This window comes from Thermosipho ferrireducens, from assembly GCF_017358165.1.
GTDB lineage: Bacteria > Thermotogota > Thermotogae > Thermotogales > Fervidobacteriaceae > Thermosipho_B > Thermosipho_B ferrireducens.
In genome coordinates this window covers 245,403-271,676 of sequence record NZ_CP071446.1, presented here as the reverse complement: position 1 = coordinate 271,676, position 26,274 = coordinate 245,403, and the positions used below count along the sequence as shown (strand labels likewise).

The window sequence follows — 26,274 nt, the reverse complement described above, 5'->3', positions numbered from 1 at the left end:
AAGATCCTTCGCCACGCTCAGGATGACAAAAAAAGAAAATGTCATTCCGAGGAGCGCAGCGACGAGGGATCTTATAAATGGCGAGGTTAGCGAGAGTTAGCGAGAGTTAGCGAGGTTAGTGTGGTTGGCAAGACCTGCCTTGAGCACGAAGTGCGAAGGATCTTGCAAGTGTTAGTGGAAACAAAAAATAATTTTTACAATTTACAACCTCAGAAATGAGGCGAACATGGAAGATTTTTTAATTTTTTGCATTATTTTTATTGATATTGCTTTCTAATTGTCTTTGGTTTTTTATATCTATTTATGTTATTTTCTTTCTGAAAAAAAATAACTGTCGTTCCATATTTTAAATAGGGAGGTGTAAGTATGAAACGGTTTATCATTGTTCTGGGTATTATGTTTATTGCCTTTGGAATGGTCTTTGCTGCAGAAAATGCTCTTGAGATATTTAGCTGGTGGACAGGCGGTGGTGAAGAAGAAGGTTTGATGGCATTGTTTAAACTCTTCAACCAGTATTATCCAGATGTAAAGATTATTAATGCGGCAGTTGCAGGTGGAGCTGGAACAAACGCAAAAGCAGTGCTTAAAACAAGAATGCTAGGGGGAAATCCTCCTGATTCATTCCAGGTTCACGCGGGTATGGAACTAACAGATACTTATGTTATTCCAGGATTAATGGAGCCAATCACAGATTTGTTAAAAGAAGTAGGTGCTTACGATAAGTTTCCAAAGGCCCTCATTGATATCGTAAGCTACAAAGGTGAAGTGTATTCTGTTCCAGTAAATGTTCACAGGGCAAATGTTGTGTTTTACAACAAAGAAATAGCTAAGAAAATAGGCATGACAAAAGAGCCAACAACATGGACTGAATTTTTGATGTACCTTGATAAGGCTCAAAAGATGGGATATGTAGGAATAGCCTTGGGAGATAAAAATAAATGGACATCACTTCATCTGTTTGAAAGCATAATGCTTGCAGAATTAGGTCCTGAAAAATACAACAAGCTCTGGAAAGGTGAAGCTTCATTTAACGATCCAGCTATAAAACGTGCGTTATCTATTATGAAAGATATTTTGAAATATGTAAACGCGGATCATTCTGCTTTGACATGGCAGGATGCAACGAGAATGGTTTTTGAAGGTAAAGCATTTTCCAATATGATGGGTGATTGGGCTGAAGGATATCTTAAAACACTTGGCTGGAAACCTGGAAAAGAGTTCGGATGGTTTGCACTTCCAGGAACACAAAATGCATTTATGCTTGTTTCCGATACATTTGGTCTTCCGAAAAATGCTCCTCACAGAGAAAATGCTATTAAATGGTTAAAATTCCTCGCTACAGTTGAAGCTCAGGATACATTTAATCCTATTAAAGGTTCAATTCCTGCAAGAGTTGATGCTGACAAAAGCAAATATGATGTTTACCTCCAATGGTCTATGAAAGATTTCTCAACAAAGGCGATTTCTCCTTCCATAATCCATGGTTCAGCTGCTCCTGAAGCCTTTGCTACAGCATTAATGGATGCAATAAACAAGTTTGTTACCGAGCAAGATGTTAATAAAACATTTAAGGAAATTCTCTGGATAGCAGAGGATAATGATTATCTTATAGACTAAAATCCTGGGTAAAGAGGGGCGGATTTCCGCCCCTTTTGTAAGGAGGGAAAAAGCTTGAAAAAGAAAAACGTTATAATTGGCATTTTTGTGATTTTACCTTCTATAATAGCAATAGCAATTTTTGTATATGGGTTTATTTCGTGGACAGTTAGAGTTTCTTTTTCAAATTGGAATAGTTTTTCGAAGTTGCTAAGAGGTGTGTATAAATTTGTCGGCTTCAGAAATTACGAGCGGTTATTTCAAGACACCAGATTTCAAACTGATCTGTGGAATACTTTATTTTTTACAATTTTCTTTTTATTTGGTGCTATTAGTTTAGGGATTTTGATGGCTATTCTTATTGACAAAGGTCTTAAAGGTTCAAAGTTTTTTCAAAATATCTTTTTATTTCCCATGGCTATTTCTTTTGTTGTTACAGGTACAGTTTGGAGCTGGATTTTTGCCCCTGGTACGTTACCAGCAAATCCACAGGGATTAAATTTACTTTTTCAAAAATTAGGACTCGATAACTTTATGTGGGGCTGGTATACAAGCACTTATTCTCTGGGAAAGTTTAACGTTGCGCTTATCGCTGTTATAATTGCTGCAGTTTGGCAGCTTGCAGGTTATACTATGGCAATGTATCTTGCAGGGTTACGAGGAATTCCAAATGACATAATAGAAGCTGCTAAAGTTGATGGAGCAAGCGAATGGAAGATATTCTGGAAGATTAAAATGCCTTTATTGAAACCTATTACTTTAAGCGCGCTTATAATATTAGGTCACATTTCTCTGAAGATATTTGATCTTGTATTTGCCATGACAGGAAGTGGACCGAACTTTGTAACAGATGTTCCGGCCATATACATGTTTGAATTAACATTTAGAAGTAACAGATACGCTATGGGTTCTGCAATTGCGATAATAATGCTTTTGTTTGTAGCTATTGTTATTATTCCTTATCTGGTTTCAAGCATGAGAGGTGAGAAATAATGAAAATTAGAGAATTTTTTACTTACTTTCTCCTGGCTGTAATTGCACTTTTTATACTGATACCAATTTATGTTCTGCTTGCTACTACGTTTAAGCCTTTAGAGGAAATAGGAATTTCTGACATGTGGAAGCTACCTGCTAATTGGTCCTTTAGTGGTTTTATAAAGGCTTTTCAGAAACTCGGCCCAAATTTAAAGAATAGTTTTTATTTAACTATTCCAGCGACAATAATATCAGCTTTTCTTGGTTCAATAAATGGGTATGTTTTTTCAAAAGTGAGATTTAAATATGCTAATTTAATTTTTACATTGATATTATTCGGTATGTTTATACCTTATCAGAGTGTCCTTTTTCCACTTATCAGGTTTCTTCAAAGTATAAAACTTTACGGAACGATTCCTGGTTTGATACTCGTCCATGTAGTTTATGGGATACCAATAACTACACTTATATTTAGAAATTATTATAGTGAGGTACCAGATGAACTTGTGGAGGCTGCGTACATGGATGGTGCAGGCTTTTTTAAGACTTACTCTAAAGTATTGTTTCCAATTTCCATTCCCGCATTTGTTGTTGTGATAATATGGCAGTTTACAAATATCTGGAATGAGTTTTTATTCGCAGTTACAGTAACAAGTAGTCCTGACAAGCAGCCAGTGACAGTAGCTTTAGTAAATCTTGCTGGAAGTCAGGTGGTAGAGTGGAATGTTCAAATGGCTGGAGCGTTGATTACTGCACTGCCTACTCTCGTTGTTTATGTGTTACTTGGAAAATACTTTATAAGAGGCCTGTTAGCAGGTTCGGTGAAAGGATGAAAGAATATGAAAAGATTGCATCATGGAAGCTTAAGAGAAAACAACAGATTGTTAGTTTTGAAAACTATTTTTGAAGCGGGTGAAGTTTCAAGAACAGAGATTTCACAGATAACAAATCTGTCTCCTACTACTGTTTCACGTATGGTGAAAGAGCTGATGGAAAGAGGTTTTGTGGTTGAGAGTAAAAAAGAGGCTTCTTCTTTAGGTCGAAGCAGGATTCTTTTGGCGCCAAATAGCAAAGCCTATAAAGTTTTACTTTTTGATGTGGGTGTTACATTTACCACTTACGCTATTGGTAAATTTGATAAATCTATAAAAATTTTAAGTAGATTCAAAACGCCAGATACTCCTGATTTATTTTTTAAAAAAGTTCATAAAATTTTGGAAACACTTCCAGAAATTGATGCTATCTCCATGTCTTTTCCAGGGATGGTAAATATGAACACGTTTGAAATTTCTTATGTTCCGTATTTAGACTGGCGAAAAGTTTCAATAAAAAAATTCCTCCGCACAGATACTCCTATTTTGATGGATAACGAGGCTAATCTGGCAGTATTTGGAGAAATACATGCAAATTCGGATATGAAAACCACTTTATCTGCTGTTTATGTTGTGATTAGAGAAGGTGTAGGAACAGGCTTGTATTTAAATGGAAAAGTTTACAGGGGACCAAGCTTTACCGCTGGAGAGGCGGGACATACCACGATCGAATTTTCTGAGAGTGAAAAGTGTAGATGCGGCAACAGAGGCTGCTGGGAAAATTATGCTTCAATTTATTGGCCTGTGCGAAAATTTGGACCTGATAAACTTGCCGGGGATACGATACTGGAAAAATTTCATACTCTTATTGAAAAACCAGAAGCAAAAAAGCTTATAAATGATTACATAAAAAATATTTCGGTAGGAATAGCAAATATTGTGAATATTTTAAATCCGGAAGTTGTTATTCTGGGAGGAGAAGCACTAAATTTTGACGATGAAACAATTAAACGCATTACCAAAGAGGTTAAACAGCGAGCCCTTTTTGAAGCAACAGAAAGTTTAAAGATTGTGCGTTCTACGTTTAAAGGTAATCCGTATTTATATGGGGCATTGCTTCTTGCAATTGAGAAAAATCTGTTTCATATAACAACCTGAACAGAAGAGGCGTAAAGCCTCTTCTGCGATTAACTTTTAGCCCACTTTTCTACTTCCTCTACATCTATTGTAGCAAGAGCTATATAATTATCTGCTCCTCCATAATAAACGTAGTATTTATCTTTGTATCGTACCATTGCATCTGAAAATACAACGTTAGGTACCCCTCCAAAAATTTCCCATTCTTCTTCTGGTTCCAGAATCGGTTCTTCTGAACGTTTTATTACCTTTGTAGGATCATTTAAATCAAGAAGTATAAAACCAAGCCTGTATATAGAACGTGCTGCCTTTTCTACTCCGTGGTATAGCAAAAGCCATCCATGTTCTGTTTTTATTGGCGGAGCTCCTGCGCCAATCTTTAAATTGTCCCATGAGTCTTTTCGAGGCTTTGCTATTGAGACATAGTTATCCCAATGTATTAAATCATCTGAAAAAGCAAGCCATATATCGGGTTCTATTCTGTGTATTAAAACATATTTTCCATTTATCTTTTCTGGAAACAATGCCGCGTCTTTGTTAGGACTTTCTGGTAAAATGGTGCCAAATCTTTCGTAAGTTATAAAATTTTTGGTACGTGCCATTGCAACTTTAATACCTGTTGGTGAATATGCAGTGTAGTTAATATAATAGTAGCCTTCAAGATACGTGATTCTTGGATCCTCTACTCCATAAAGTTCTGCCTGCGTTGACGGTGTAAATACAGGTTTTTCAAAGCGATTCCAGTTAACTCCATCGACACTCACAGCATAACCTAATCTTGAAACCATGTCTTCGCCCTGAGCTCTGTAAAGCATATGAAATAATTCTCCATCGTAAGCAACCGCAGGATTAAATACAAACCTGCTTTCCCATAAATGATTTGGGTTAGGACCAAATAAAGGATTTTTAGGGTGGCGTTGTAATTTAAGTTCCATTTCAAATACCTCCTTTACTTTAGTGATAAAGAAATTCCCTGCAAGAAATATTTCCTGAACATGAGGAATATCAACACCATGGGAATTGTTTGAATGACGGAACCCGCAAGAATTGGACCTACATAACTGCTGTATTCATGGTTGAAACTTGCCAGGAGTACAGAAAGAGGCATTTTTTCATAATCTTTCATTACTATCAACGGCCACATAAAGTTGTCCCATGTCCCTATAAAAGTGAATAGCCCTACTATGGAGGCCGTTGATCGTACAAGCGGGAACATTACTCTTGTTACAATCCAGAATGTATTGGCACCATCTATTTTTGCGGCTTCTATATAATCAGATGGTATCGATTTATAAGCCTGCGTGAACATAAATGTACCCCATGCGCTTACTATTGCAGGTAAAATAATAGCAGAATATGTATTCAAAAGCCTGAGATTTCTAATTAATACAAACAACGGTACTATAAACATAAATCCAGGGAATAGCATCTGAAACAGTATGAAATTAAATATAGTTTTTCTTCCTTTATAGTCTAATTTTGCTAATACGTAACCAAAAAACGCGGAAGTCAGAACCACTGAAAAGGTTACGGTAAAAGAAATGTATATACTATTTCCAAGGGCTCTTAAAAACGGTCTTTGCATTTTTCCGGCCATTACAAATATAAATTTATAGTGATCTAAAGTAAAACGGGTAGGCCAGAATTGTGTATATATTTCACTTGAAGGCTTGAAAGAAGAAAACAAAAGCCAGAAATAGGGATATATCCAGATAATAGCCCCTAAAAACAGGAAAAAATATATAATAAAATCTCCTATTTTTTTCTTTTTCATACTATATTCACCTCTTTTTCCACCAACCATCTAACTAACATGACACAGCCGTAACTTAACAGACCTGTTATAACAGCTAAGGATGCAGCATAAGATGGATTCATTCTTTGAAATGCTGTCGTATAAATATGCATCATAAATGTCAGTGTTCTTCTCATTGGTCCGCCACCAGTTATCATATACGGTTCGGTAAAAATTCCAAAAGTTAAATTCACAGCAAATACCAGAACAGTGGTTAAAGCTGGATTAATAAGAGGTAGCGTTATTTTCCAGAATTTTGTCCAGTTTGTAGCACCATCAAGATCAGCAGCTTCGTAAAGTGATTTTGGAATAGCATTGAGGCCGGCAAATAATATTAATCCATAATATCCAACAAATTTCCAGGTAACCATTATGGCAATTGATAATAAAGCAAGTTGTGGGTCACTGAACCAGGGAATAGTTTTTCCTATCCATTTGTATAAAAAATTATTGAGTGGACCACTTTCAGAAAACAGATTCGAAAAGAGTATTGAATATGCAACACCAGAAGAAACATTGGCTATTAAGAAACTTAAGGCGAAAAAGGTTCTAAACAGTCGTACTCTCGACAAAGCCAGAGCAAAAAGAAAGGAAAATATTAAAACCATGGGAATAAAATATATCATAAAATTTACTGTATTTAAGAATATTCTCCAGAAAATGGGATCAGAAAAAAGCCTGACAAAATTTCCAAAACCAACAGGTTTCGGTGTACCAAAAAATCTCCATCGCGTAAAAGATAAAATAACCAGCCAGACAAAAGGGTATCCCCAGAATATAGCGGCATATATTAAATATGTTGCTGAAAATCCCCATCCGATTATTCCTTCTCGCTTTTTTAACCTGGAAGCCATTGTATAACACCTCATTATTATTTAAATTTTTTAAGAATTAAAAAGAGGCCCCAAAGGTATAGGGGCCACTTATTTATTTAATATCAATAAAGAATTTTGTTTATTTCTTTTACAGTTTTTTCAACAGCTTTTTCTGGTGTTGATTTTAAATAAGAAAGTGGTTCAATAAGGTATGTTGTCATAATTTCTTGAACATCTATGGTCATAGTTGTTAAAGCGGGTGGAACGGCGTTACCCACTTCTTTCGCATAGGCTGCAAAGTATGGATCCTCATCTATGAATTTTTTGAACAGTGGATTAGTTCCAAGGTCTTCACGTGCTGGAGGCATCTTCGTTATTTCTATCCATCTTACATCATTTTTTACATTTGAGAATACCCATTTAACAAATTCAAACGCTTCTTTTTTGTATTTTGTGCTTCTGAAAATTACAAGACCTTTTGTATCGGCGAAAGTTTTTACTACATTTCCTTTGTAGTTATCTGGAACTGGAGGAGGAGTAATCCACAGGTTTTTATAAACTTCTGGATATGTGTTTTTAGCCCAGTTGATAGACCATGGTCCCATGAGACTTCCAATAGCTTTTCCATTAGCAAGAGCAAATACTTTTCCCCAATCGATCGTTGTCCATTTGTTTTTGAACATAGTATATATGAAATCAGCAACAGCTAATCCAGCTTCATTGTTGAAAGTTGCTTTACTTCCTTCAATGTATGGTTTACCATTACCTGCAGCGTAGTAATATGTTATGTAATCGAACCATCTGTCCCACCAGTTGCGTCCTTTGGTTACTACAAGGGCGTATTTTTCTGGTGGATTGGCATATTTTTTTGCAAGTTCATAAATCTCAGAATATGTTTTGGGAGGTTTGTCATAACCAAGTGATTTTAGAATATCAGCTCTCCACCACATTAAGATAGGATTAGAATAGATTGGTATAACGTAATAATGTCCGTTGAATTTCCAGCCTTCTATGATATTTCTCATTTTTCTTGCTTCAGCCAGTTCGAAAAATTCGCCGCCAAATGCCACATCAAGTGGCAAAATAGCGTTTTGTTCAGCAAGTTGTGCCGCAAATCCACTGAATATGTTTGTACAAATATCTGGAGCGTTTCCAGCGGCTATAGAAGTTAATATAGCCTCTTCTGAACTTCCAGCTGCTGGAATAGTTTTCCATTCAATTTGAATATCTGGATGAGTTGCATTCCATTCTTCAACAATAGGTTTCCAGAATTCTTCCTGTAAAGGATTTGGAGCAGTCCAGAAAACCAATTTCTTTACAGCGAATACATTTAAAATCAGTACTGATAACAGAAAAATAACTAATAGTTTCTTCATGTAACACACCTCCCGATAGTTTTAAATGGAACTTTTCCTTTTAACGAATTTGGTGAAAAGAGAAATAACAATGGGGTGGGGATCTTGTTTAACAATAAGCTCATATATCCGCTTTGCAGCAAGTGAGCCCATTTCATCTTTAAAAACTTTAACTGTGGTTAAAGGAGGGTCAAACTTTTCTGCACTTATAATGTCATCAAATCCAATAACAGATACATCTTGAGGAATGTTTAATCCGCGTTTTTTTAATTCTCGTATGACTCGCATAGCTGTTATATCATTTGATGCAAAAATAGCATCTGGTACACCATAGTTTCTTAGAATAATTCCTATCACGTCGTTCATATTGTCGTTCACATCATCATATTCGAAATATCTTGGAAACAGACCTGCTTCGGTCATTGCCATGGTGTATCCCTCGTATCTACTTCTAAAACCATAAGAGTTTAGTGGTCCGTGAACATGAACAATTTTTTTAAACCCTTTTTCAATTAAATAATTAACAGCGTAATATGCTCCATCATATCCATTACTTACTATGCAGTCAACTTTTTGGCCAGGAATATAGTGATCAAGAAGTAAAAAAGGTTTTTTCATATCTTTGTACATCTTAATCGTTTCTATTGTAGTATCTCCACCGAGTAATATGTACGCATCATGCTCTTCAGGTGCATCTAAATTTGTTTTGTAAAAGGAGAGGCCGTAGGTTGTGCCGGTCTCAATTAAAGCGGTTAAAATTACCGAGTAAAACTCAGGAGTAAAGCTCTCTCTTTCCATTTTTTGCAGTCTTTTACTTTCACAGATCCCCACCCTGAACACCTGCTTATGTCTTGCCAGAGAGGCCGCAGACAATTTTGGCTTGTAATTAAGTTTTTTAATTGCGCTCCAGACTTTCATCTTTGTTCGTTCAGATACGTATCCAGAATTATTAAGTACACGTGAAACAGTAGCTATTGAAACATTTGCTTCTTTTGCAACATCTTCAATTGTAGGCACAATCCCACTCCTTGTGAAAACGCTTACAGATTTCTTTTAAATTAATGCTACTATATAATATTTTCAAAAACCAAACATTATTTTAAAAGACTAAGAAGAATTATGCGTAATTAAATAATAATAATCAAGAAATTTTTCAATTTGCTTAATATTTTATTTATTAAGAGAACAGGTTGATTGTTAAAAACCACAGGAATAATGAAAGCGCTTACAAACCTGTCAATGCAAACAGTAGTGTCTTTTATTTCTTTTTGAATTTACAATTAAAAAGAAAACAAAGAAAGGGGGATAGTAAAAAACAGTTCCCCCTGAAAAATATATGAATTTCTGAAGAATATTTTTACCAGTTTTTTCTTAGCGTTTTCTTAAATCAGTTTGTTCCATTTTACAACTTAATTTTTTTGTCAAACAAACTATGAAGTTCTTTCTCCCCATGAAGTACCATTATTAACGTTTTAGAAGTTAATTTTTCAAATATCAACTTTATTATCTTTTCTTTACTTTGTTCATCTATATTTGCAAGTGGTACATCAAATATATACACATCTGCATTGTTTTCAAGAGCAATACCGATGGCTACTCTCTGTTTTTCACCCGCTGAAAGACTGGAAGGTAGTTTTTCTTTTAAGTTCTCTAAACCAAGTCTTTTAATTAATTCTTCATCTTTTATAAGTTCATTTATGGGGATTTCTGGAAGTTCAATTGGCATGGTTATTGATACAACATTTTTTGGTCTTAATATTTTTCCACTATCTGGTGATAAATATCCAGATAATATGTTTAAAAGAGTTGTTTTTCCAGTTCCATTTTCTCCGAAGATTAATACTTTACTTCTTGGGGTTATTTCTAAATTATCTATATTAATTACTTTGTTTCCGTTGAAAGAGAGTTTAACGTCTTTTAAAGCAACTTTATTATCCAGAGTAAAATATTCTTTTTGTTTGGTGTTTAACAAACCTTTTATTCTTTCAAGTATCTGAGAATATCTGTGAAGCTCTGGAATGGCCTGAACAATTCCAAAAAGAGATGAAACTGCTCTCCAGAACGTGTTTATTATTGCTACAAATCCACCAAAGCTCAATTTTCCAATCAAAACAAAATATCCAGATACTATAAGTGAAAGAGTATCCGCTGTATTTCGAATAACATCACCTAACATTTGACTGGATTTAACAGCTTTGAAGCTTTCAAAGCTGCTGTCTAAATACTCTTCTAAAGTTTTTCTATGTTTTAAGATCGCAAGGTCAAATATCCGATTGAAAGTTCTCATAACTTTGAAAGCTTTAAGTGCACTTGTAAGAAAACTTGTATAAATTCCTTCTTTTTCTCTTTCAAGCGAGGTTTTTTTTCTGACCTTTTGACTTATAATATTTGAAAAATACATTAAAGGTGGAATAATGATAAATAGTACTAAAGAAGCTCTCCAGGAAATAAAAAACATAGCAAGCAATAAAGCTACTTCTGATACAATCATTGAAACTATGTTTATCGTCATTCTAATCATTGGGACAACACTTTCATTAACATCTTTGTGAATAGAATTTATGAAATATCCTGCCCCTTTTCTGGTAAATTCTTTTAAGTCGTGATTAAAAGTCTTTTTTAAAAGTTCAGATTCAAGATTTAACACAACTTTGTTCTCGTATCTTTTTTTTCAGAGGCTGTTTATGTAAAACAAAAATACAAAAATCAGTCCGAGTCCAAGGTAAACTATGCTTAAAAATACAAATCTCTGAAAGTTTAATTTCAATACAGCCTCATCAAATAACCACTTTACTATTAGTGGTTGAATTAATCCTTCAAAAAAACTTAAAATACTTGAAAAGATGAGGAGTAAGACAAACTCAAATCTCTTTGTTTTTAAAAGTTCCCAGCATAATTTCATAAAAAATGCCTCCTTTTTTTAATCTTCATAGTCGGCTGTATGAAAAATTTTGCATTACTTTAAAAAAATTATTTTTGGTTGTATGTCTTTTATTTTTACAGCCAATTATGCGAAATATATATTACAATATCATTATAAAAATATGTTTATATGATGTCAAACAAAATCTATCACGTTTATTGGTCTTTATCTTTCTTTATCTTTCTTTATCTTTCTTGGCGCACGTTATGTGCTGCCGTGAATAATTATATAAAGGTTATAACGTGCATTTTTAAATATAAATATTAATTAACAATCATATATAGTAAATATTAATATTAAGATAGCACTGCTTTTTGTTTTATATAATTTACAAAAATATTATAATAATTTTTTAACTATAAAAAGATTATATCCAAAAGATAGCGAGGAAAATAGAGGTAATCTTCATAAAATTCTGGAAGACAGATAGTCATATCAAGATGCCAATCTAAAATTGCAAGTTTTACTCCTCTAAAGTCTTTCTTTTTTAATTGTTGTTATTTTTATTTTTACAGAATTCAAGGCTTTTTCTTTTGTGTTTTTTACACTACCGAAATTTTAATGATATTAATATTTGAAATATTATAAATTAAAAACATCATTATTATATAAACATTATTTTTGATGTTAGTATACTTTTTGAATCGGATTAACTGACTGATATTTTGATGTTGCTTTTATTAATCGTTTTGAATATTAGCGATGTCGCTTGTATGTGAGTTTTATTGATATAAAAAATGTTATAAAAAATGTTAATGAATTCTGGAAAATATAATAAAAAATTGTTTTTTTGAAATACAAAAAATTTTCTGAATAATTTCTATTAAAAAAGAAAAAAAACGGTGAAATGACGGTTTCTGAAAATTGCTCGAACATATAATTGAATTATACAATATTATTTGAATTACACAATATATTTTGTATAACAATATTTCTTAACATTTTTGATGTTTTTTTGCAAATACAACTCTGAAAGTGAGGATAAAAATTTATGAATAATGTTTTGAAAAACGTGTCTGTATTGTTTTGGGATTAAAACCTCAGATTTATGTGTGAAAGTACAGATTTCACAGAGCTTAAATCATGTTATGTTGTTGACTTACCTGAGTACAACGTATATTTACCTGTACAACTTGGAGAACATAAAATTATAAAGCTCAGGGAAAAGTTCGTATGTGATCCGTTCACCAAGTTAAAACAGAAGGTGAAGATCCTTAGTTTCCAAATAACGGATGAAGGGGAGAGAAACATATTTAAAACTTTTTATGTTTCGTCAATGAACACAGAAGTAGGAGTAAAAATCAAATTTAACATTAAACTTGTACCAGAAACTTTTCGCTCCTTTGTTATGGTGCTGAAAGGAAAAGACGATGATGAGGTATTGATAAGGGTGTTTGGTTTGATTGAAAAAAGCGGAGAGATGGTGTTTTATTTGAAATTTGATGGTGAGAGGATAAGAGGAGAGAAATATCTGGAACTCTATAGTTGTGGGGAAAAAGTATGGTCCGAAAGTATTGAAATCATAAAAAATACGTATGGAGGTGTTAGGGTATGGTGAGAGCGTATGCGCTAACAGCGAACGATGGAACTGGGAGAATACACGATGGATATTACAACAAAGAAATTGCAGGAAAAATAGATGAGATTAATACAAAATCCTGGCAGGCTGATAGGAAAGTGGTGCAAAGTTCGTTATTTCAAATTGGACTAGCTGGTATCATAGCCGTAGCAGGAGGTTCTCCTTCTACACTGGCAGGTAAATTTATAGTGGGAGTTGGTAGTGGAGCAGCAAGTATTACTAGGGTCTGTTTCAAAAATAGGAAGGAAAAGGTATAGAAAAAAAGCAAGGGAGATGTTATAATCTCCCTTGCTATGAGAAGAAGAAACATAAAGAAGATATTCAAACTTATCCAAAAATTCTACAAAAATATTTTACCACAACTTCCCCAAAAATCTACCAATAGGGGGAGGCCTAGGAAATATTCAGATGTATTAATACTTTCATTAGCAGTTCTTAAAGAACTGTTGGGACTTTCATTCAGAGAGACATTAGAAATAGGTACAATGTACTTTAACAAAGTTCCATCACTCAGGGACTTTCATTACAGGGTTCTTCAATTAGAAGAGATTATAAAACATCTTATAAACTTCATACACGACACACTCCAGTGTGAGATAGAGAGTATTATAGTAGACGGTACAGGAATAGGGTTTAAGAAACATACTACCTTGAACTGGATGAGAGGCACATATGTAAGACAGATAAAGAACCACGTTAGATGTGAAGTAGTGTTAACAAAAGGAAAATACAAACTTTTTCAGTATGTGGAAGTGGGAAAAGCTTATTCAAGTGAAATAAAACTTCTAAAAAAACTATTGAAAAAGATAGAACTCAAGGGAAAGAAATTCATAGCAGACAAGTTGTACGATGTTAAATGGTTGAGGGAGTATCTGAAAAAAAGAGGAATAAAAGAGGTAATAAAAATAAGAAAAAGAGCAATAGGCAGGAAAGAAGTAGATTATGAAGAATACAAAGAAAGGAACGAAATAGAAGGACTATTTGGAAACATAAAAACAAAGCTTGGGGGATATGTATACGCCTACAGAGAGGACATGGCAAGGATACAGGCACTAATAAAGTTTTTATTGTACAACCTGTATGTGGCATATATTTTTCTTTTTACAAAGCTATGTATTGATATTACAAATTTTATAGAAATTCATATAAAAATATACAAATTTTATATAATTCCATGTAAAATTAGAAAAAACGCATAAATTCACATGAAATTCATAAAAAAATTGTATATTTCAAGTTCATTTTTCTTATTCTTATACGATTTTTGAAACAGACCCTAGTAATTTCTTGACAGAACCTTTTATTCCTCGGAATGCTAAAAAGAAAAACGTTATCCTGGGTGAAGTGAAAGATATGTCACCCTAAAGATTGAAATAAGAAAGAGAATGTCATCCTGACGTGCATTAGCGACGAAAGATCTTAAGATTCTTCGTCGCACAGCTCCTCAGAATGACAATAATCGATTTGTCATGCTTCACACCTCAGAACGACAGAATGAAAAAATGGATATTTTTCTTCAAATGACATAAGAGCGTTCCATGCTGTTTCTTTTGTATCTAAGGATTTTATTCAGGAAATAGCGTAAAAAGAAATAATTAGTTCCTTATTGTTCTAATACTAAATCTCTTTTCAACCTTTTTACACTTAACGATATAATGGGGCTGTTAAGTGCTGAGAAGATTAGCTTTATTATATATTGTGAAAGTATCATATTTACTACTTCTTTCCATTCATATACCCCATAAAAAGAGACCAGTACAAAAATAAGTGAATCAACGAACTGTGTTAAGAACATAGAGATTATGTTTCTGAAATAAATGTTTTCTGTTCTGAAAACTGTTTTTGAGAAACTAAATGCCCATAAATTTACAATTTGGGCAAAATAATATGCCAGAAAACTTGCAAGGATAATACGTGGGGTTGCGTTGAAAACAGTTAAATAAGCATCATTATTTTCAAATATAGGTGATGGAGGATATAAAATCGTTATATAAGAAACGATAGCAAGTATTAATGAAGCAAGAAATCCTGTGTAAATAACTTTTTTTGCGATTCTTTCACCAAAAATTTCAAAAATGATAGTTGAAAGTGCAAAACTTAATGGATAAATTAAAACAGATAGTGTAATTACAAAAGGTCCTATGTTTATTAGCTTTCCTGCGATAATATTAGAAACAACAATAACTGATACAAAAAGTCCTGAAAGGGTTATGAGTTTTTCACTTGCCTTGTTCAACTGGTTGACCTCCTTCCTTTATTTTGCGCCAGAGATTAATTATAGCGGTTTGTAACATTTTTTCAAGGAAAATTATGTATACTTTTTGATGATAAAATGTTAAACATCATGTTTGTAACAGATTAACCAGAAACGGATGTAATTCTTGATGTAGTAAATATATCAGAAGGATTTCTCCTCTCTATTTTTGTCGAAATGATAAAGAAAGGGTGTCATTCCGATCATATATGAAGGGGATGTTATCCCAAGGAATAAAGTAACGAGGAGGATGTCATCCTGAGGAACGAAGTGACGAAGGATCTTATTCTTTTTACCAACCTCGCTAACTCTCGCTAACCTCGCCAGTTATAAGATTCCTCGCCTTCTCGCTCCTCGGAATGACATGGGTGGAAGGCCAACTCTCGCCAACCTCGCTATGATATTAGAGAGAGACCAGCTCTTGCATTTACGAAAGATTTCCTAATTTGTTATCTATTATTTCCGATAATATACATGGGAGGTGGCTTTGATGGAAATAAAAGGTATAAATGGATTTGGACAAATTCAAGGAATTAAACGCCTTAATGCAGAAAAAATAAAAAAGGGAAAGAATGATTCTGTAGAATTCAATGAATCTAAAAGAATTGTTCAGCTTTTAAAGGCTGCAAAAGAATTTCCTGAAATTAGAACAGAGTTGGTACAAAAGTTAAAAGAGGCTATTGAAAGTGGTACTTTTGAAATTAATCCAGAGAAAATAGCAGAGGCTATCGTGAGGGAGTACAAATAAAAATATTTTAGTTTACATTACATATAGAGGGTGAAAACATGGGAATAGGAGAGGTTCTGGATAAACAGGTTAAGGCAGTTGATAATATCATCGAATCTTTTAAAGGAGCACAGAGAGCGCTTATTGAAAGAGAAATTGATAAGCTTTCTTTCTACGTTGTAAAGGTAGAAGAAGCATCTCTGGAATTTGAAAAATTGGAAGAAGAAATTATAGAGCGTGCTAAGAAACATGGTTTTAATTCTGTAAAGGAATTTATTGAAAGTGAAAAAGACGAAGAAGCGTTTTTAAAATTGAGTCACCTTATTGAAAAATTGAACGCGTTAACTATTACAATGGAAAGTTTTAAGGAAATGCTTGATTTTGAAAATCGCTATTTCGAGTTTCTAAAAATGGCGTACAGGGGATGGGAGGGCACAAAAACTAACTATTCAAAAAGTGGCTATTCTGCAAAAAATTCTTCTGTTCTAAATAAAACTACCTGAGGAAGTGATAGTGTGCCAGATATTAATCTATATGGAGCTTTAAACACGGGATTATTAGGTATATATACAAGTAAACTTGCAATGAACGTAGTGGCGCATAATATTGCTAATGCCAATACTCCAGGTTTTTCGCGCCAGGCTCCAATAATTAAGACAATGCCTCCTATTCCAGTGTCAACGCTTACTCAACCATCTCTTCCACTTCAAATAGGAACAGGCTCACAGGTTAAAGATATAAAAAGAATTCGTGATGAATTTCTTGATATTCAATATCGACAGGTAAACAATAAATATAATTACTGGGACGCAGTAACTTCAAATCTTCATTTCGTTGAACAACTTTTTGCCGAACCTGGAGATTCTGGGTTGAGATATCTTTTTGATTCTTTGTGGTCTGGAATGGAAGAAATTATAACAGATCCAACCAACAGTGCAGCAAAAAGAGAACTTGTAAGTCGTGCAGAAGAATTTGTTCAAAACATAAAAGATTTGTACAACCGACTTGAACAATTAAGAGAGGACCTTGACAATGAAATAGAGCAAAGAGTTAAGCAAATAAATGCAATGCTGGAAAGATTATCTGATATAAACTCAAAAGTAAGGTTGTCAGTGGCACTGAGGACTACCCCAAATGACTTATTGGATGAAAGAGACAGAATTCTTGATGAGATTTCGAAACTTGCAGATATTTCTTACACAAAAGATGCGTCCGGGCAAATTAATTTAAGGATAGGTGATCAGATAGTTTTAACTGGCAGCGATGTAAACAAACTTAGGGTCCTCGATAGACCTTATGGAAAAGGATTTAAAGAAATATTTGTAGGAAATTCAAAAGTAGATATTTACAATGGAAGACTAAGAGCCATCTTAGACTTAAGAGACAAAACTATTGTTAAGTATATGAACCGTCTTGATGAATTTGCACTTTATTTATCAGATAAGTTTAATTTAATCCACCGTGATGGGTTCAATTCAGACGGAAGTGTTACCGGCCTTAGATTTTTCACAGAACCAGAAGCAGATGACATAAACAACGCTGTTCTATTTAGATTAGCGGGCTCAAAACGTGTAGAATCAGGACCAATAAATAATATAGTTGGAATGAGCAATAGAGCAAAAGTAGCAGATATTTCAACAAAAACATTTATTGATGAAGGCTCCATAGTCTTTTTTGATGGAAACAGTCAGACTATAGCCATAAATGTTAACGCTGGAGATACCGTGCAGGACTTTATCAATTATGTGTCCGCAGATCCAGGTGCGTGGTTTTCATATAGCATTGAGACACATGGAAACGGGGAGTACCTTCTAAAAATGACAAGTAGTGATAACCTTAGAAATACGTTGGCACTTGACTTTAACGGAAACATGTTTGAAACAATGGGATTTGATACAAAAGATGTAGACATTTTTGTGATAAATGCTAACGATTTTAATCCCCAAACTGGAACGTACACTATTGGTATAAATGGAAACACTATAAATGTTAATGTAACAGACAGTTACACGATAAATGACCTTGCAAATGACATAAACACCAATTTTGGCTCTGATGTAAATGCTTTTGTTCATGGCGGAAAATTATTGATTATTCCCACATCAAAAAACAATTTTAATTACAAAGAAATTTCTTTTCAAGATTCTGATGGATTATTTACCCAGGTAAACTTACACACAGAAACATATAAAGCTCTGGATACAAATAAAGAAACTTTAGAAAATATTCTTGGACGTTCCGATACATTTAAAATTACCATAGGTGCAACTGAAATAGAAATAGACCCCACCCAACTTACATTGAAAGATCTTGTCAAACAATTAAACGACGTAGGAACGGGTATCCTCTTTGATTTAACACCACACAACAAGCTTGTAATCAGGGGAACAGAATCAATGAATTTCAAAATAGGCAAAGTGATAAAGGGACCTGAAGCGTTCTTTGCAGCAATGGGGTTCATTGATCCGGATAGCGACCCAACAAATGATTGGGACGATGGATATGTGTTTCTTGACCCTTTCCAATCTCCTGAAGAACAAAGAGAAAAATATGCAAAAGCTGACACCTTATTCGTAGATGAAATTTTACCTAATGAACCTTATAGATTTGTAGAAAAATTTTCTGTGAACTCAACAGTAAAAGCTAATCCTGAAACAGTTGCTGTAGATTTTGGAAAGGTAGAGCCAAACACCACATGGGATGCTAAAGTCTTTTCTCCAACAGGCCAGGCAAATACAACTATTATGGAAATTTTATCTCAAATGCGCAATGATAAAATTCTTGGAAGTGGAAAAGAAAGTTTTGCGGAATTTTTAGGAGGAATAGTAGCCGAGATGGGCGTTGAAGGTGAAACAGCGACTAAAATGAAAGATAATACAGATATTCTAATGAAAGAAATAAACGGTGAGCGCGAAAGAGTTAAAGGTGTATCTCTTGACGAAGAAATGGCTAATATGATTAAATTTCAGCACGCGTTCAACGCCTCAGCAAGAGTAATGACTGCGGTGGATGAAATGATAGGAAGAGTTATTGATAGACTAGGAGTTGTGGGAAGATAGTTGGGAGGTAGATAGATTATGAGAATCACCAATGGAATGATAAATGAACGTACATTGTTTAATATTCAGCATAGTCTGTACAGAATAGGAAAGCTTCATGATAAGTTGTCTTCCGGAAAAGAGGTTCAATATCCAAGCGATGATGCTGTTGTTGCAACAAGAGCCTCAAACATCTCAAGTAGAATGAGAGAACTAAAACAGTACAAAAGGAATGTAGAACACGTTCAAAGCTTTGTAAATATATATGATACTACACTCCAGGAACTTTCATCTGTGTATCAAAGAATTCGCGAACTAATTGTAAGAGGTGCTAACGGGACAAATGATGTGGCAGAGCGGGAAAGTATTGCTCAAGAACTTGAAAAATTAAAAGAACATCTTGAAGAAATTGCAAACACAAAACTTGGTGACGAGTACATTTTCGGTGGTGCAAGATCAGATTTGCAACCTGTAAAAGAAGGTGAAATTCAAACACCAATTTCTGCAGATGTAAAAAGAAAAGTAAATGTAATGGGATATAAATTAGAATATGGTTTAACAGTACACGATGTGTTTAAATTAAAGACAGGAAAAAGTGCATTTACTGTATTAGATGATGCTATAAAAGCTTTAAGGGAAGGGAACGAACAAAAGCTGTCAAACATCACGTTAAAGGAAGTTATAACTCTGGAAAACTCAGTAATGGAACATTTTGCACGAGTAGGTGCAACATCGAGAACCCTGGAATTAGTTAATAAAAGAATCACCGATGTTAATACATTTTTAACTGAATACCTTTCAAAAGAACAGGATGCGGACTTGACAAAGGTTCTTACTGATCTATCTATGGAACAATCTGTACTTCAAGCTGCTTTGAAATCAGCTGCTCAGGTTTTACAAAAAACGCTGGTGGATTTTGTTAGATGATAAAGCTACCACCTTTTGATAAAAATTTAGGACGCAATATAAAAGTTATAGACTTTCCTGGACATAAACCGACACATGCGTCGGTTCTTTTGTTATGGTATTCAAAACCAACAAGTGATGTAAAAAATGTAGTAGAACTTGGAAGTGGCACAGGATTTGTAACATTTGGATTGAAAATATTGTACAACTTAAAAGTTACAGGGATAGAAAAAGAAAAAGAACTTGTTGAAGCAGCAAATGCAGGAATAAAAATGAACAGACTAAACAATATCAATTTTTTAAATGAAGACGTTAAAAATATTAAAAAAAGAATGTTGCCAGAACAATTTGATATGGTGATTTTTAATCCCCCATATCATTTAGGTCCAGCAAGCAACAATTATTTAAGAAAAACTGCCAGAACAGCTAATAAAGAAACTCTCAAAAACTTTGTGGAAACGGCAAGTTATCTTTTAAGAAACAGAGGAACATTTGTCACCATAATCGCTCCATACCGTTTGCCTGATTATTTTCAAACACTTCAAAAGTTTAAACTCATCCCTCAACAAATGTGTATTGCTTATGGCAAGAAAGCAGAACTCGTCTTAATCCGGGGAAGAAAAAATGGGGGAGCACACCTTGAAATAGACCAACCTGTTTTTCTGTGAAATGCAGTATATGGTATAATTTGATAAAAGAAATTTATTAAGAAGGTGCAAAACCTTGAAATCGAAAATAATTTATATTCTCTCTATTGCCTTAATAGCAGGGTATATATTGGTGTATTTTTTACAACTTCCATGGATTGAGTTTTTTGAATTAAAAATCATGGATTTAATGTATAGAATGAGGGGAAATATCGAAATTAACGCTGACGTTTTAATAGTTGGAATTGATGAGTACTCGCTAACATCGTTAGAAGCAGAAGGAGATGTATGGCCCTGGTCCAGATATCATTATGGAAAAGTCGTAAAAAAGCTATTTGAAGCAGGGGCAAAAGCTGTTGTCTTTGATGTTTCCTTTACCGAAAATGATGAAGTAAATCCAAAGTATGACACATATTTTGCAAGTATTCTGTTAAGATATAAAAATGTTATACTTGGAACATATCTTATAAATGACAAAGAAACATATGAAAGGTATAACGAAAAAATTAAAGAGAAACTCTTAAACAATACTTCTTATTTAAATTATACATACAAAATGAAAAATTTCAGAAATTTGCGGCTAATAACACCAATTAGTATATATAAAGTAAGACCACCGATATCCAAATTATCCGCAGTTGTTCCTTCTGCTACATATGAAATAGGTGAAATAGATATAGATGGTGTCGTTAGAAGCCTGCCACTTTTTATAAAAGAAGTATGGGCTCAGGAAGTTGGACTAACATCTGGATTTTTACCCCATATGGATGTAATGGCTGCCGCTTTATATTTTGGAAAAAATTTAGAAAGTTTAACTGTAGATTTCAAAACTAAAACGGTTGATTTAGATAAAAGAAAAATTAGATTTGATTCAAATGGATTATTTAGATTATTTTATTATGGAGATAGAGTTTTTAAAGAGATTCCTTTCTACGACGTTGAGACTGGAAACTTCCCAAATGAAATCTTTAAAAATAAAATCGTTTTGATTGGATACACTGCAACTGCCAAAGGTCTGTACGATTTGAGAATAACTCCCTTTTCAAACAATACACCAGGAGTCTATATACACGCCACAGCTATTCAAAACATGATCAGCGGAGATACCCTCATAAGAGCTCCCATGTGGATAAGAATAATAATTTTAATTGGTTCGTTAATTTTAGTTGATATATTTCTCATGAAAAAGAAAATTAGATGGAACATCCTGGCTTTTTTAATAGTACCTGCTATTTTACTTCTGGGATACTATCTTTTTTTGAATCAATATTATATGGACGTTTTTTATTCCATTTTTTCTTCTGTAACATTGAGTACTGTAGGATTAAGTATGAATCTTTTACGCGAAAGTAGAGAAAAAAAGAAAATGAAAGAATATTTGTACAGATATGTACCTGACACTGTAGCAGATTATCTTGTGAAAAAAGGAAAATTAGAACTTGGCGGAGAAAATCGAGAAATAGTGGTACTGTTTTCAGATGTGAAGGGATTCACATCCCTATCAGAAAAAAAGTCTGCTGAAGAAGTTGTAAAAATCCTGAATGGATACTTAACACGTATGAGTGAGGTTATAAGAAATAAATACGGCGGAACTATCGACAAGTTTGTAGGTGATGCTATTATGGCTATATTCGGTGCACCTGTTTCGTATGAAAATGATATTGAAAGGGCCTTAAAATGTGCTCTTGATATGAGAAAGGAACTTAACCGCTTCAATGAAGAAATGGGAATCAACCTTGATAGTGGCATTGGAATACATTTTGGTCCAGCAGTTGTAGGAAACATAGGAGCACCGTTTAGAATGGACTATACATCCATAGGAGATACAATAAATACCTGTTCCCGGATGGAACATCTCACAAGGGAGCTGGATGCTGACATAATAGTTTCAGATGTTATAGTAAAAAACACTAAAAATTTTGAATTTAAATATCTTGGTGAATTTTCCGTTAAAGGAAAAAGTAAACCTTTAAAACTTTATGAGTTGAAAGGAGTTAAAAAAAATAATGTTTAAGATACTAAATCATATATTTGACCAGGGTTACAGTATTACCATAAATGGTTCTGGAAAAGCTGGAAATTCTCTTATTTTAGAACTAAAAGATGAAAAGTTTCATATAAAAATTTATGATCAGATTCCGCCAGGTTATGTCGTTAACCTTCTTGCTTCAGAATTGGGAGTTTTTGATCCAGAATTTGCTTTAGAAAGTGTTACTACCATAGTAAATGTTGAAAACCTTGAAGAGTTTTTACACAATGCTCAAAAATGCTGGCAAAAATATGGCATTTTTAATGTAGAATATGAAGAGAAGGAAGATAACTTTGAAATAAAAGATAATTGCATGAACTTTCCTATAAAAAGTAGTTCATCTGGAGTACTGGGAAAATTGAAAATTTATGGTAATTTAAATACAAAATTTGTTTTAAATTTTCTAACAATTTCTGATACTATAGTCTCTATTCTGGAAGGATTAATAATAAGGCATAGAATATCAGAACTTTTAAAAAGTACTATGTCTGCTCTTGCAGAAGCCCTTGGAAGAAGAGTTGAAATTGAAAATGAAAAGAGAAAATTTATTGAAAACAATATCATAAAATTAGGCGAAAAATTTGGTTTTGATAAAGAATTAATGAGACTATGTGCTCAGGTATACGATATAGGTAAAATAGGAGTACCCGATAAAGTTTTCAAAAAGCAAACACTAACAGAAGAGGAACAAAAACTTGTTGAAAAACATGTAGACTTTGGATATGAAATATTAAACAAAATAGAAGGAATTCCTGGTGAGATTTTAGATGCTGTATTATTTCATCATGAGCGAATAGACGGAAGCGGACCTAAAAAGGTTAAAAAAGTTCCGCTAATAGCCCAGATAGTAGGACTTGTTGATGAATTGGCTAATTATCCTGAAAAAGATTTGAAAAAAGAAATCGAAAAATTAAAAGGAAAATTTTCTGACACCATATTAGAGGAGATGAAAAAATCGTTATGAGCAAATTTATTCACCTTTTTCTCGGGCATCTTGTAGGAGATTACGTTTTTCAGAATAGCTGGATAGCAAGAGGCAAATCAAAAAGATTAAATGTTTTGATAATTCATATAGGAATAATATTTCTAAGCCAACTCGTTGTAATATTAGGATTGGATTTCAATAGAAAAACTTTAATAGCTGTGTCTTTGGTTGCACTCATGCATCTTTTCATTGATTTATTTAAGTTTTATTTTAGACGTAAAAAATTCTCCAGGACAACATACTATTATATTTTCGATCAGAGTTTACATGTTCTAAGCTTATTAATAGTACTTCCCGTATTTAAACAAAGTAACTTTTTCATTCCAGACAAAATTGCAGCGGTTATTTCCGTTGCTATATTTAACGCGTATCTTCTTGGTATATTTACCCACTTCCTGAACGGGGGAGGTATTTATAAAAGAGATTTGTATGGGTATTTCTTCAGAGCCATTGCCCCGTTGTTTTACGTATTTGGTGGTTTATCTTATGGAATATATATAATAGTGTCAGGTGTGTTAGCTATTTACACATTTAAAAAACATCAGGTTTTATCCTGGACTTTGTCAGCAATTTTCACAGTAATATTACTGGAGGTGATGTTATGAAAAAGAGCATGGTATTTTTCCTCATGCTATTGAGCTTTACAGTTTTTGCCGGGTTATCAGTAATTCCTGATGCAACGCAGGTGTACATTGGTTCTGAAGTCAACATTAAAATAACTCTTTCTGATGATTCTGGAAATCCGATTGCTGGAAACGTAAACGTAGACTTCAACGTCGGTGGATTTGAAAATCCAGAGATTATATTCGAGGGGATAAACGTTGATGGTGAAGCAAATGTAAAATATCTGGCACCATTGGTTGAAGGTTCAGAGACAATTAGTTTTTCATACGCAGAAGAAATCTTCAAAGTTACACTGTACTTTGTAAAACCACAGGAAGAAGAACTTGAAACAGCAACGGCTAAAATTAAAGATTTTTCAGGAACTGTAGCATTTAAAAAAGCAAACTCAGATATATGGGAAGCTCTTACCATGGATACAATACTTTCAGAAGGCGATGAACTATTAACCATGCAAAATTCTTACGTGGAGATACAATTTCCAGATGGCAGTATATCAAAAATCCTTGAAAATTCACAGGTCTTATTTAAAGAACTCAAATTTGCTAATGGAAAAGTTGCAATCTCTATAGAACTCAAAAAAGGCGATACATACAACGTAGTCGAAAAATTTCTCGTCTCTGGATCAAAGTTCGAAATTAAAACGGGAAGTGTCACAGCAGGTGTTAGAGGTACAAGATTTGCCGTGGTTAACCGGGAAGGAGAGGCAAAAATAATGACATATGAAGGAAAAGTTTTTGCTTACTTTGCAGATGGAAAAATTCTACCAGTTCCCGCTGGATATAGCATAGGACCTGTTTTCGCTCCACCAGCGCCTGTGGAAGTTCCTGAAGAAAAATTCATAAAAACAAAACCTGAAGTAGAAAAACCACCTGTTGAAGAACCTGAAAAGAAACCTGAAGAAATCCCTGAAAAAGTTACTCAACCTCAGGCTCCAGCACAACCAGTTGCAGCAATACCACCTATGTCCATAGGACCTGTAAACAAGGATGGTCAAAACTATTTTGTATACTCAATTGCTCCTGAATTTAACATTGGACCGGTAAGTCTTGGTATAGGATTCACGGCGTATGCTACAGAAGTTGGTGGAGAATTATACTTTGGTCAACCATCCAGCACACCAAGTACTAACATAATAAACGCTTTCACGTTAAACTCAATAGGACTAAATATAGGACCTATGGCATTTAGATATGGCAACATGGCACCAATGTCTCTGGGAATGGGCTTTACAATGAGAGATTATTACAAACCTACTGCCAGGGCATTTGATCTTCAGTTAAGCTTAGGAGAAATTAACTTTTATGTACATGTGCCATACGAATTAACAAAAATCTATCCATTAGAGTTTGTACAATCAGATAGTGTATATTTTGGAGAAGTAGTATTGAATTTTGCTCTTCCTTTAATTGGAGAAACAGAGCTTGGACTTGGAGTAGTCTACGACATGGAAGCAAGCAATGTTTACACATTAAATTCTGCAACCCCTGTAGAACTTGCCGCTATTCTCTCGCTCAGGAAACCTGTTTTTGGTGATTTTAGACTCGGAGTTGAGGTTTCTGTAGAAACGGGAGAAGAGTTAACAACATTTGGAGGATTCGCAGGTTTATATGGAAAGTTATGGGTTGCCAACGTAACCGCTGGTGTTTACTATACAATGGATGGCTTTGTTCCATACATATTCAACAGAAATTACAGCACAAATAAGCTTAACAACACATTACAGGGAATGGACAATCCTGGAGGAGCAGGCTACTTAGTAGGATTTGACTTTGAAACGTCATACGCAGCTGGAAGATTTTACTTGAGCGGATTACTTTCTTCCGAATCCAGTCCAACACTTGAAGGTGAAGCAAGAGCAATTGTACCTCAAATAGGTGCATTCAGTGGTTTGTTTATTACAGCATATTATTACGATGAAACACCATTTGGAGAATTTTTAAGTCCGGATACCATATGTACTGTAAAAATAACCTACCCACTTCTTGGGGAGAACCTGACAGGCGGAATAATTTTTGAGTGGACTGGAACTGAATGGCAAAAAGGTGTAATAATTGGCGCCGACATCTGGAGGTGAATT

At 34.0% G+C, this 26,274-nt stretch carries 24 protein-coding genes; 16 read left to right on the top strand and 8 right to left on the bottom strand.

The annotated features are described in order from the left end of the window. Positions 1-366: 366 nt before the first annotated feature. From JYK00_RS01335 to JYK00_RS01320, 4 genes are read left to right on the top strand one after another with little or no spacing between them, the layout of a single operon-like run. Positions 367-1,617: an ABC transporter substrate-binding protein gene (locus tag JYK00_RS01335; protein WP_207566933.1), complete on the top strand. Its 1,251-nt coding sequence runs from the start codon at positions 367-369 to the stop codon at positions 1,615-1,617. A 54-nt stretch (positions 1,618-1,671) separates the two neighbouring features. After that, entirely contained in the window at positions 1,672-2,589 is a 918-nt protein-coding gene (locus JYK00_RS01330) for a carbohydrate ABC transporter permease (protein ID WP_207566932.1), read from the top strand. Beyond that, a complete protein-coding gene (locus JYK00_RS01325) occupies positions 2,589-3,404 on the top strand; it encodes a carbohydrate ABC transporter permease (protein WP_207566931.1) in 816 nt (271 codons plus the stop codon). The genes JYK00_RS01330 and JYK00_RS01325 overlap by 1 nt, the downstream gene beginning before the upstream one ends. A gap of 6 nt (positions 3,405-3,410) precedes the next feature. Next, positions 3,411-4,541, top strand: coding sequence for an ROK family transcriptional regulator (locus tag JYK00_RS01320; protein ID WP_207566930.1), 1,131 nt, complete (start codon positions 3,411-3,413; stop codon positions 4,539-4,541). A 29-nt stretch (positions 4,542-4,570) separates the two neighbouring features. Here JYK00_RS01320 and JYK00_RS01315 read toward each other — a convergent pair whose 3' ends face one another. From JYK00_RS01315 to JYK00_RS01285, 7 genes are all read right to left on the bottom strand, one after another. Then, positions 4,571-5,455: a glycoside hydrolase family 130 protein gene (locus tag JYK00_RS01315; protein ID WP_207566929.1), complete on the bottom strand. Its 885-nt coding sequence runs from the start codon at positions 5,453-5,455 to the stop codon at positions 4,571-4,573. Between the two features lie 14 nt (positions 5,456-5,469). Beyond that, complete coding sequence (locus JYK00_RS01310) at positions 5,470-6,294, bottom strand: carbohydrate ABC transporter permease (RefSeq protein WP_207566928.1); 825 nt, start codon at positions 6,292-6,294, stop codon at positions 5,470-5,472. Continuing rightward, a complete protein-coding gene (locus JYK00_RS01305; protein WP_207566927.1) occupies positions 6,291-7,169 on the bottom strand; it encodes a carbohydrate ABC transporter permease in 879 nt (292 codons plus the stop codon). The genes JYK00_RS01310 and JYK00_RS01305 overlap by 4 nt, the downstream gene beginning before the upstream one ends. A gap of 83 nt (positions 7,170-7,252) precedes the next feature. Continuing rightward, a complete protein-coding gene (locus JYK00_RS01300; protein WP_207566926.1) occupies positions 7,253-8,506 on the bottom strand; it encodes an ABC transporter substrate-binding protein in 1,254 nt (417 codons plus the stop codon). 21 nt (positions 8,507-8,527) lie between these two features. Then, positions 8,528-9,502, bottom strand: a complete 975-nt coding sequence (locus JYK00_RS01295; RefSeq protein ID WP_207566925.1) for a LacI family DNA-binding transcriptional regulator — start codon at positions 9,500-9,502, stop codon at positions 8,528-8,530. A 385-nt stretch (positions 9,503-9,887) separates the two neighbouring features. Continuing rightward, positions 9,888-11,132: an ATP-binding cassette domain-containing protein gene (locus JYK00_RS01290; RefSeq protein ID WP_207566924.1), complete on the bottom strand. Its 1,245-nt coding sequence runs from the start codon at positions 11,130-11,132 to the stop codon at positions 9,888-9,890. A 24-nt stretch (positions 11,133-11,156) separates the two neighbouring features. After that, entirely contained in the window at positions 11,157-11,387 is a 231-nt protein-coding gene (locus JYK00_RS01285) for a 6TM ABC transporter family protein (RefSeq protein WP_207566923.1), read from the bottom strand. A gap of 1,069 nt (positions 11,388-12,456) precedes the next feature. Here JYK00_RS01285 and JYK00_RS01280 point away from each other — a divergent pair. Genes JYK00_RS01280 through JYK00_RS01270 form a run of 3 tightly spaced genes read left to right on the top strand, consistent with a single transcriptional unit; the run spans position 12,457 to position 14,186 of the window. After that, positions 12,457-12,966, top strand: coding sequence for a hypothetical protein (locus tag JYK00_RS01280; protein ID WP_207566922.1), 510 nt, complete (start codon positions 12,457-12,459; stop codon positions 12,964-12,966). Continuing rightward, a complete protein-coding gene (locus tag JYK00_RS01275) occupies positions 12,960-13,244 on the top strand; it encodes a hypothetical protein (RefSeq protein WP_207566921.1) in 285 nt (94 codons plus the stop codon). Before JYK00_RS01280 ends, JYK00_RS01275 begins: the two co-directional genes overlap by 7 nt. A 36-nt stretch (positions 13,245-13,280) precedes the next feature. After that, positions 13,281-14,186 (top strand): transposase, encoded by a 906-nt coding sequence (locus JYK00_RS01270; protein WP_207566908.1) that lies wholly within the window; start codon positions 13,281-13,283, stop codon positions 14,184-14,186. Positions 14,187-14,590: 404 nt separating this feature from the next. Here JYK00_RS01270 and JYK00_RS01265 read toward each other — a convergent pair whose 3' ends face one another. Beyond that, on the bottom strand, positions 14,591-15,223 hold the full coding sequence (locus JYK00_RS01265; RefSeq protein WP_207566920.1) for a queuosine precursor transporter: 633 nt from the start codon (positions 15,221-15,223) through the stop codon (positions 14,591-14,593). 508 nt (positions 15,224-15,731) lie between these two features. On the opposite strand from JYK00_RS01265, the gene flgM reads away from it, so the two are divergent. The 9 genes from flgM to JYK00_RS01220 are packed head-to-tail and all read left to right on the top strand — an operon-like array spanning position 15,732 to position 26,271. Further along, on the top strand, positions 15,732-15,989 hold the full coding sequence (gene flgM / locus JYK00_RS01260) for a flagellar biosynthesis anti-sigma factor FlgM (RefSeq protein ID WP_207566919.1): 258 nt from the start codon (positions 15,732-15,734) through the stop codon (positions 15,987-15,989). A 38-nt stretch (positions 15,990-16,027) separates the two neighbouring features. Continuing rightward, on the top strand, positions 16,028-16,471 hold the full coding sequence (locus JYK00_RS01255; RefSeq protein ID WP_207566918.1) for a hypothetical protein: 444 nt from the start codon (positions 16,028-16,030) through the stop codon (positions 16,469-16,471). 12 nt (positions 16,472-16,483) lie between these two features. Then, positions 16,484-19,027, top strand: a complete 2,544-nt coding sequence (flgK, locus tag JYK00_RS01250; RefSeq protein ID WP_207566917.1) for a flagellar hook-associated protein FlgK — start codon at positions 16,484-16,486, stop codon at positions 19,025-19,027. An 18-nt stretch (positions 19,028-19,045) separates the two neighbouring features. After that, positions 19,046-19,933: a flagellar hook-associated protein FlgL gene (gene flgL / locus JYK00_RS01245; protein WP_207566916.1), complete on the top strand. Its 888-nt coding sequence runs from the start codon at positions 19,046-19,048 to the stop codon at positions 19,931-19,933. After that, positions 19,930-20,580: a tRNA1(Val) (adenine(37)-N6)-methyltransferase gene (locus JYK00_RS01240; RefSeq protein WP_207566915.1), complete on the top strand. Its 651-nt coding sequence runs from the start codon at positions 19,930-19,932 to the stop codon at positions 20,578-20,580. Before flgL ends, JYK00_RS01240 begins: the two co-directional genes overlap by 4 nt. A gap of 55 nt (positions 20,581-20,635) precedes the next feature. Beyond that, a complete protein-coding gene (locus JYK00_RS01235) occupies positions 20,636-22,573 on the top strand; it encodes a CHASE2 domain-containing protein (protein WP_207566914.1) in 1,938 nt (645 codons plus the stop codon). After that, the gene (locus JYK00_RS01230) at positions 22,566-23,552 is read left to right on the top strand and encodes an HD-GYP domain-containing protein (protein WP_207566913.1); all 987 of its coding nucleotides are present in this window, start codon (positions 22,566-22,568) and stop codon (positions 23,550-23,552) included. Before JYK00_RS01235 ends, JYK00_RS01230 begins: the two co-directional genes overlap by 8 nt. Then, a complete protein-coding gene (locus JYK00_RS01225) occupies positions 23,549-24,178 on the top strand; it encodes a DUF3307 domain-containing protein (RefSeq protein ID WP_207566912.1) in 630 nt (209 codons plus the stop codon). The genes JYK00_RS01230 and JYK00_RS01225 overlap by 4 nt, the downstream gene beginning before the upstream one ends. After that, positions 24,175-26,271, top strand: coding sequence for a FecR family protein (locus JYK00_RS01220; RefSeq protein ID WP_207566911.1), 2,097 nt, complete (start codon positions 24,175-24,177; stop codon positions 26,269-26,271). The genes JYK00_RS01225 and JYK00_RS01220 overlap by 4 nt, the downstream gene beginning before the upstream one ends. The last annotated feature ends 3 nt before the right edge of the window (positions 26,272-26,274 follow it).

Coding starts and splice junctions, on each gene's coding strand:
- JYK00_RS01335 (WP_207566933.1), top strand. CDS start 367: ATGAAACGGTTTATCATTGTTCTGGGTATTATGTTTATTGCCTTTGGA.
- JYK00_RS01325 (WP_207566931.1), top strand. CDS start 2,589: ATGAAAATTAGAGAATTTTTTACTTACTTTCTCCTGGCTGTAATTGCA.
- JYK00_RS01320 (WP_207566930.1), top strand. CDS start 3,411: ATGAAAAGATTGCATCATGGAAGCTTAAGAGAAAACAACAGATTGTTA.
- JYK00_RS01315 (WP_207566929.1), bottom strand. CDS start 5,455: ATGGAACTTAAATTACAACGCCACCCTAAAAATCCTTTATTTGGTCCT.
- JYK00_RS01310 (WP_207566928.1), bottom strand. CDS start 6,294: ATGAAAAAGAAAAAAATAGGAGATTTTATTATATATTTTTTCCTGTTT.
- JYK00_RS01305 (WP_207566927.1), bottom strand. CDS start 7,169: ATGGCTTCCAGGTTAAAAAAGCGAGAAGGAATAATCGGATGGGGATTT.
- JYK00_RS01300 (WP_207566926.1), bottom strand. CDS start 8,506: ATGAAGAAACTATTAGTTATTTTTCTGTTATCAGTACTGATTTTAAAT.
- JYK00_RS01285 (WP_207566923.1), bottom strand. CDS start 11,387: ATGAAATTATGCTGGGAACTTTTAAAAACAAAGAGATTTGAGTTTGTC.
- JYK00_RS01280 (WP_207566922.1), top strand. CDS start 12,457: ATGTGTGAAAGTACAGATTTCACAGAGCTTAAATCATGTTATGTTGTT.
- JYK00_RS01275 (WP_207566921.1), top strand. CDS start 12,960: ATGGTGAGAGCGTATGCGCTAACAGCGAACGATGGAACTGGGAGAATA.
- JYK00_RS01270 (WP_207566908.1), top strand. CDS start 13,281: ATGAGAAGAAGAAACATAAAGAAGATATTCAAACTTATCCAAAAATTC.
- flgM (WP_207566919.1), top strand. CDS start 15,732: ATGGAAATAAAAGGTATAAATGGATTTGGACAAATTCAAGGAATTAAA.
- JYK00_RS01255 (WP_207566918.1), top strand. CDS start 16,028: ATGGGAATAGGAGAGGTTCTGGATAAACAGGTTAAGGCAGTTGATAAT.
- flgL (WP_207566916.1), top strand. CDS start 19,046: ATGAGAATCACCAATGGAATGATAAATGAACGTACATTGTTTAATATT.
- JYK00_RS01240 (WP_207566915.1), top strand. CDS start 19,930: ATGATAAAGCTACCACCTTTTGATAAAAATTTAGGACGCAATATAAAA.
- JYK00_RS01230 (WP_207566913.1), top strand. CDS start 22,566: ATGTTTAAGATACTAAATCATATATTTGACCAGGGTTACAGTATTACC.
- JYK00_RS01225 (WP_207566912.1), top strand. CDS start 23,549: ATGAGCAAATTTATTCACCTTTTTCTCGGGCATCTTGTAGGAGATTAC.
- JYK00_RS01220 (WP_207566911.1), top strand. CDS start 24,175: ATGAAAAAGAGCATGGTATTTTTCCTCATGCTATTGAGCTTTACAGTT.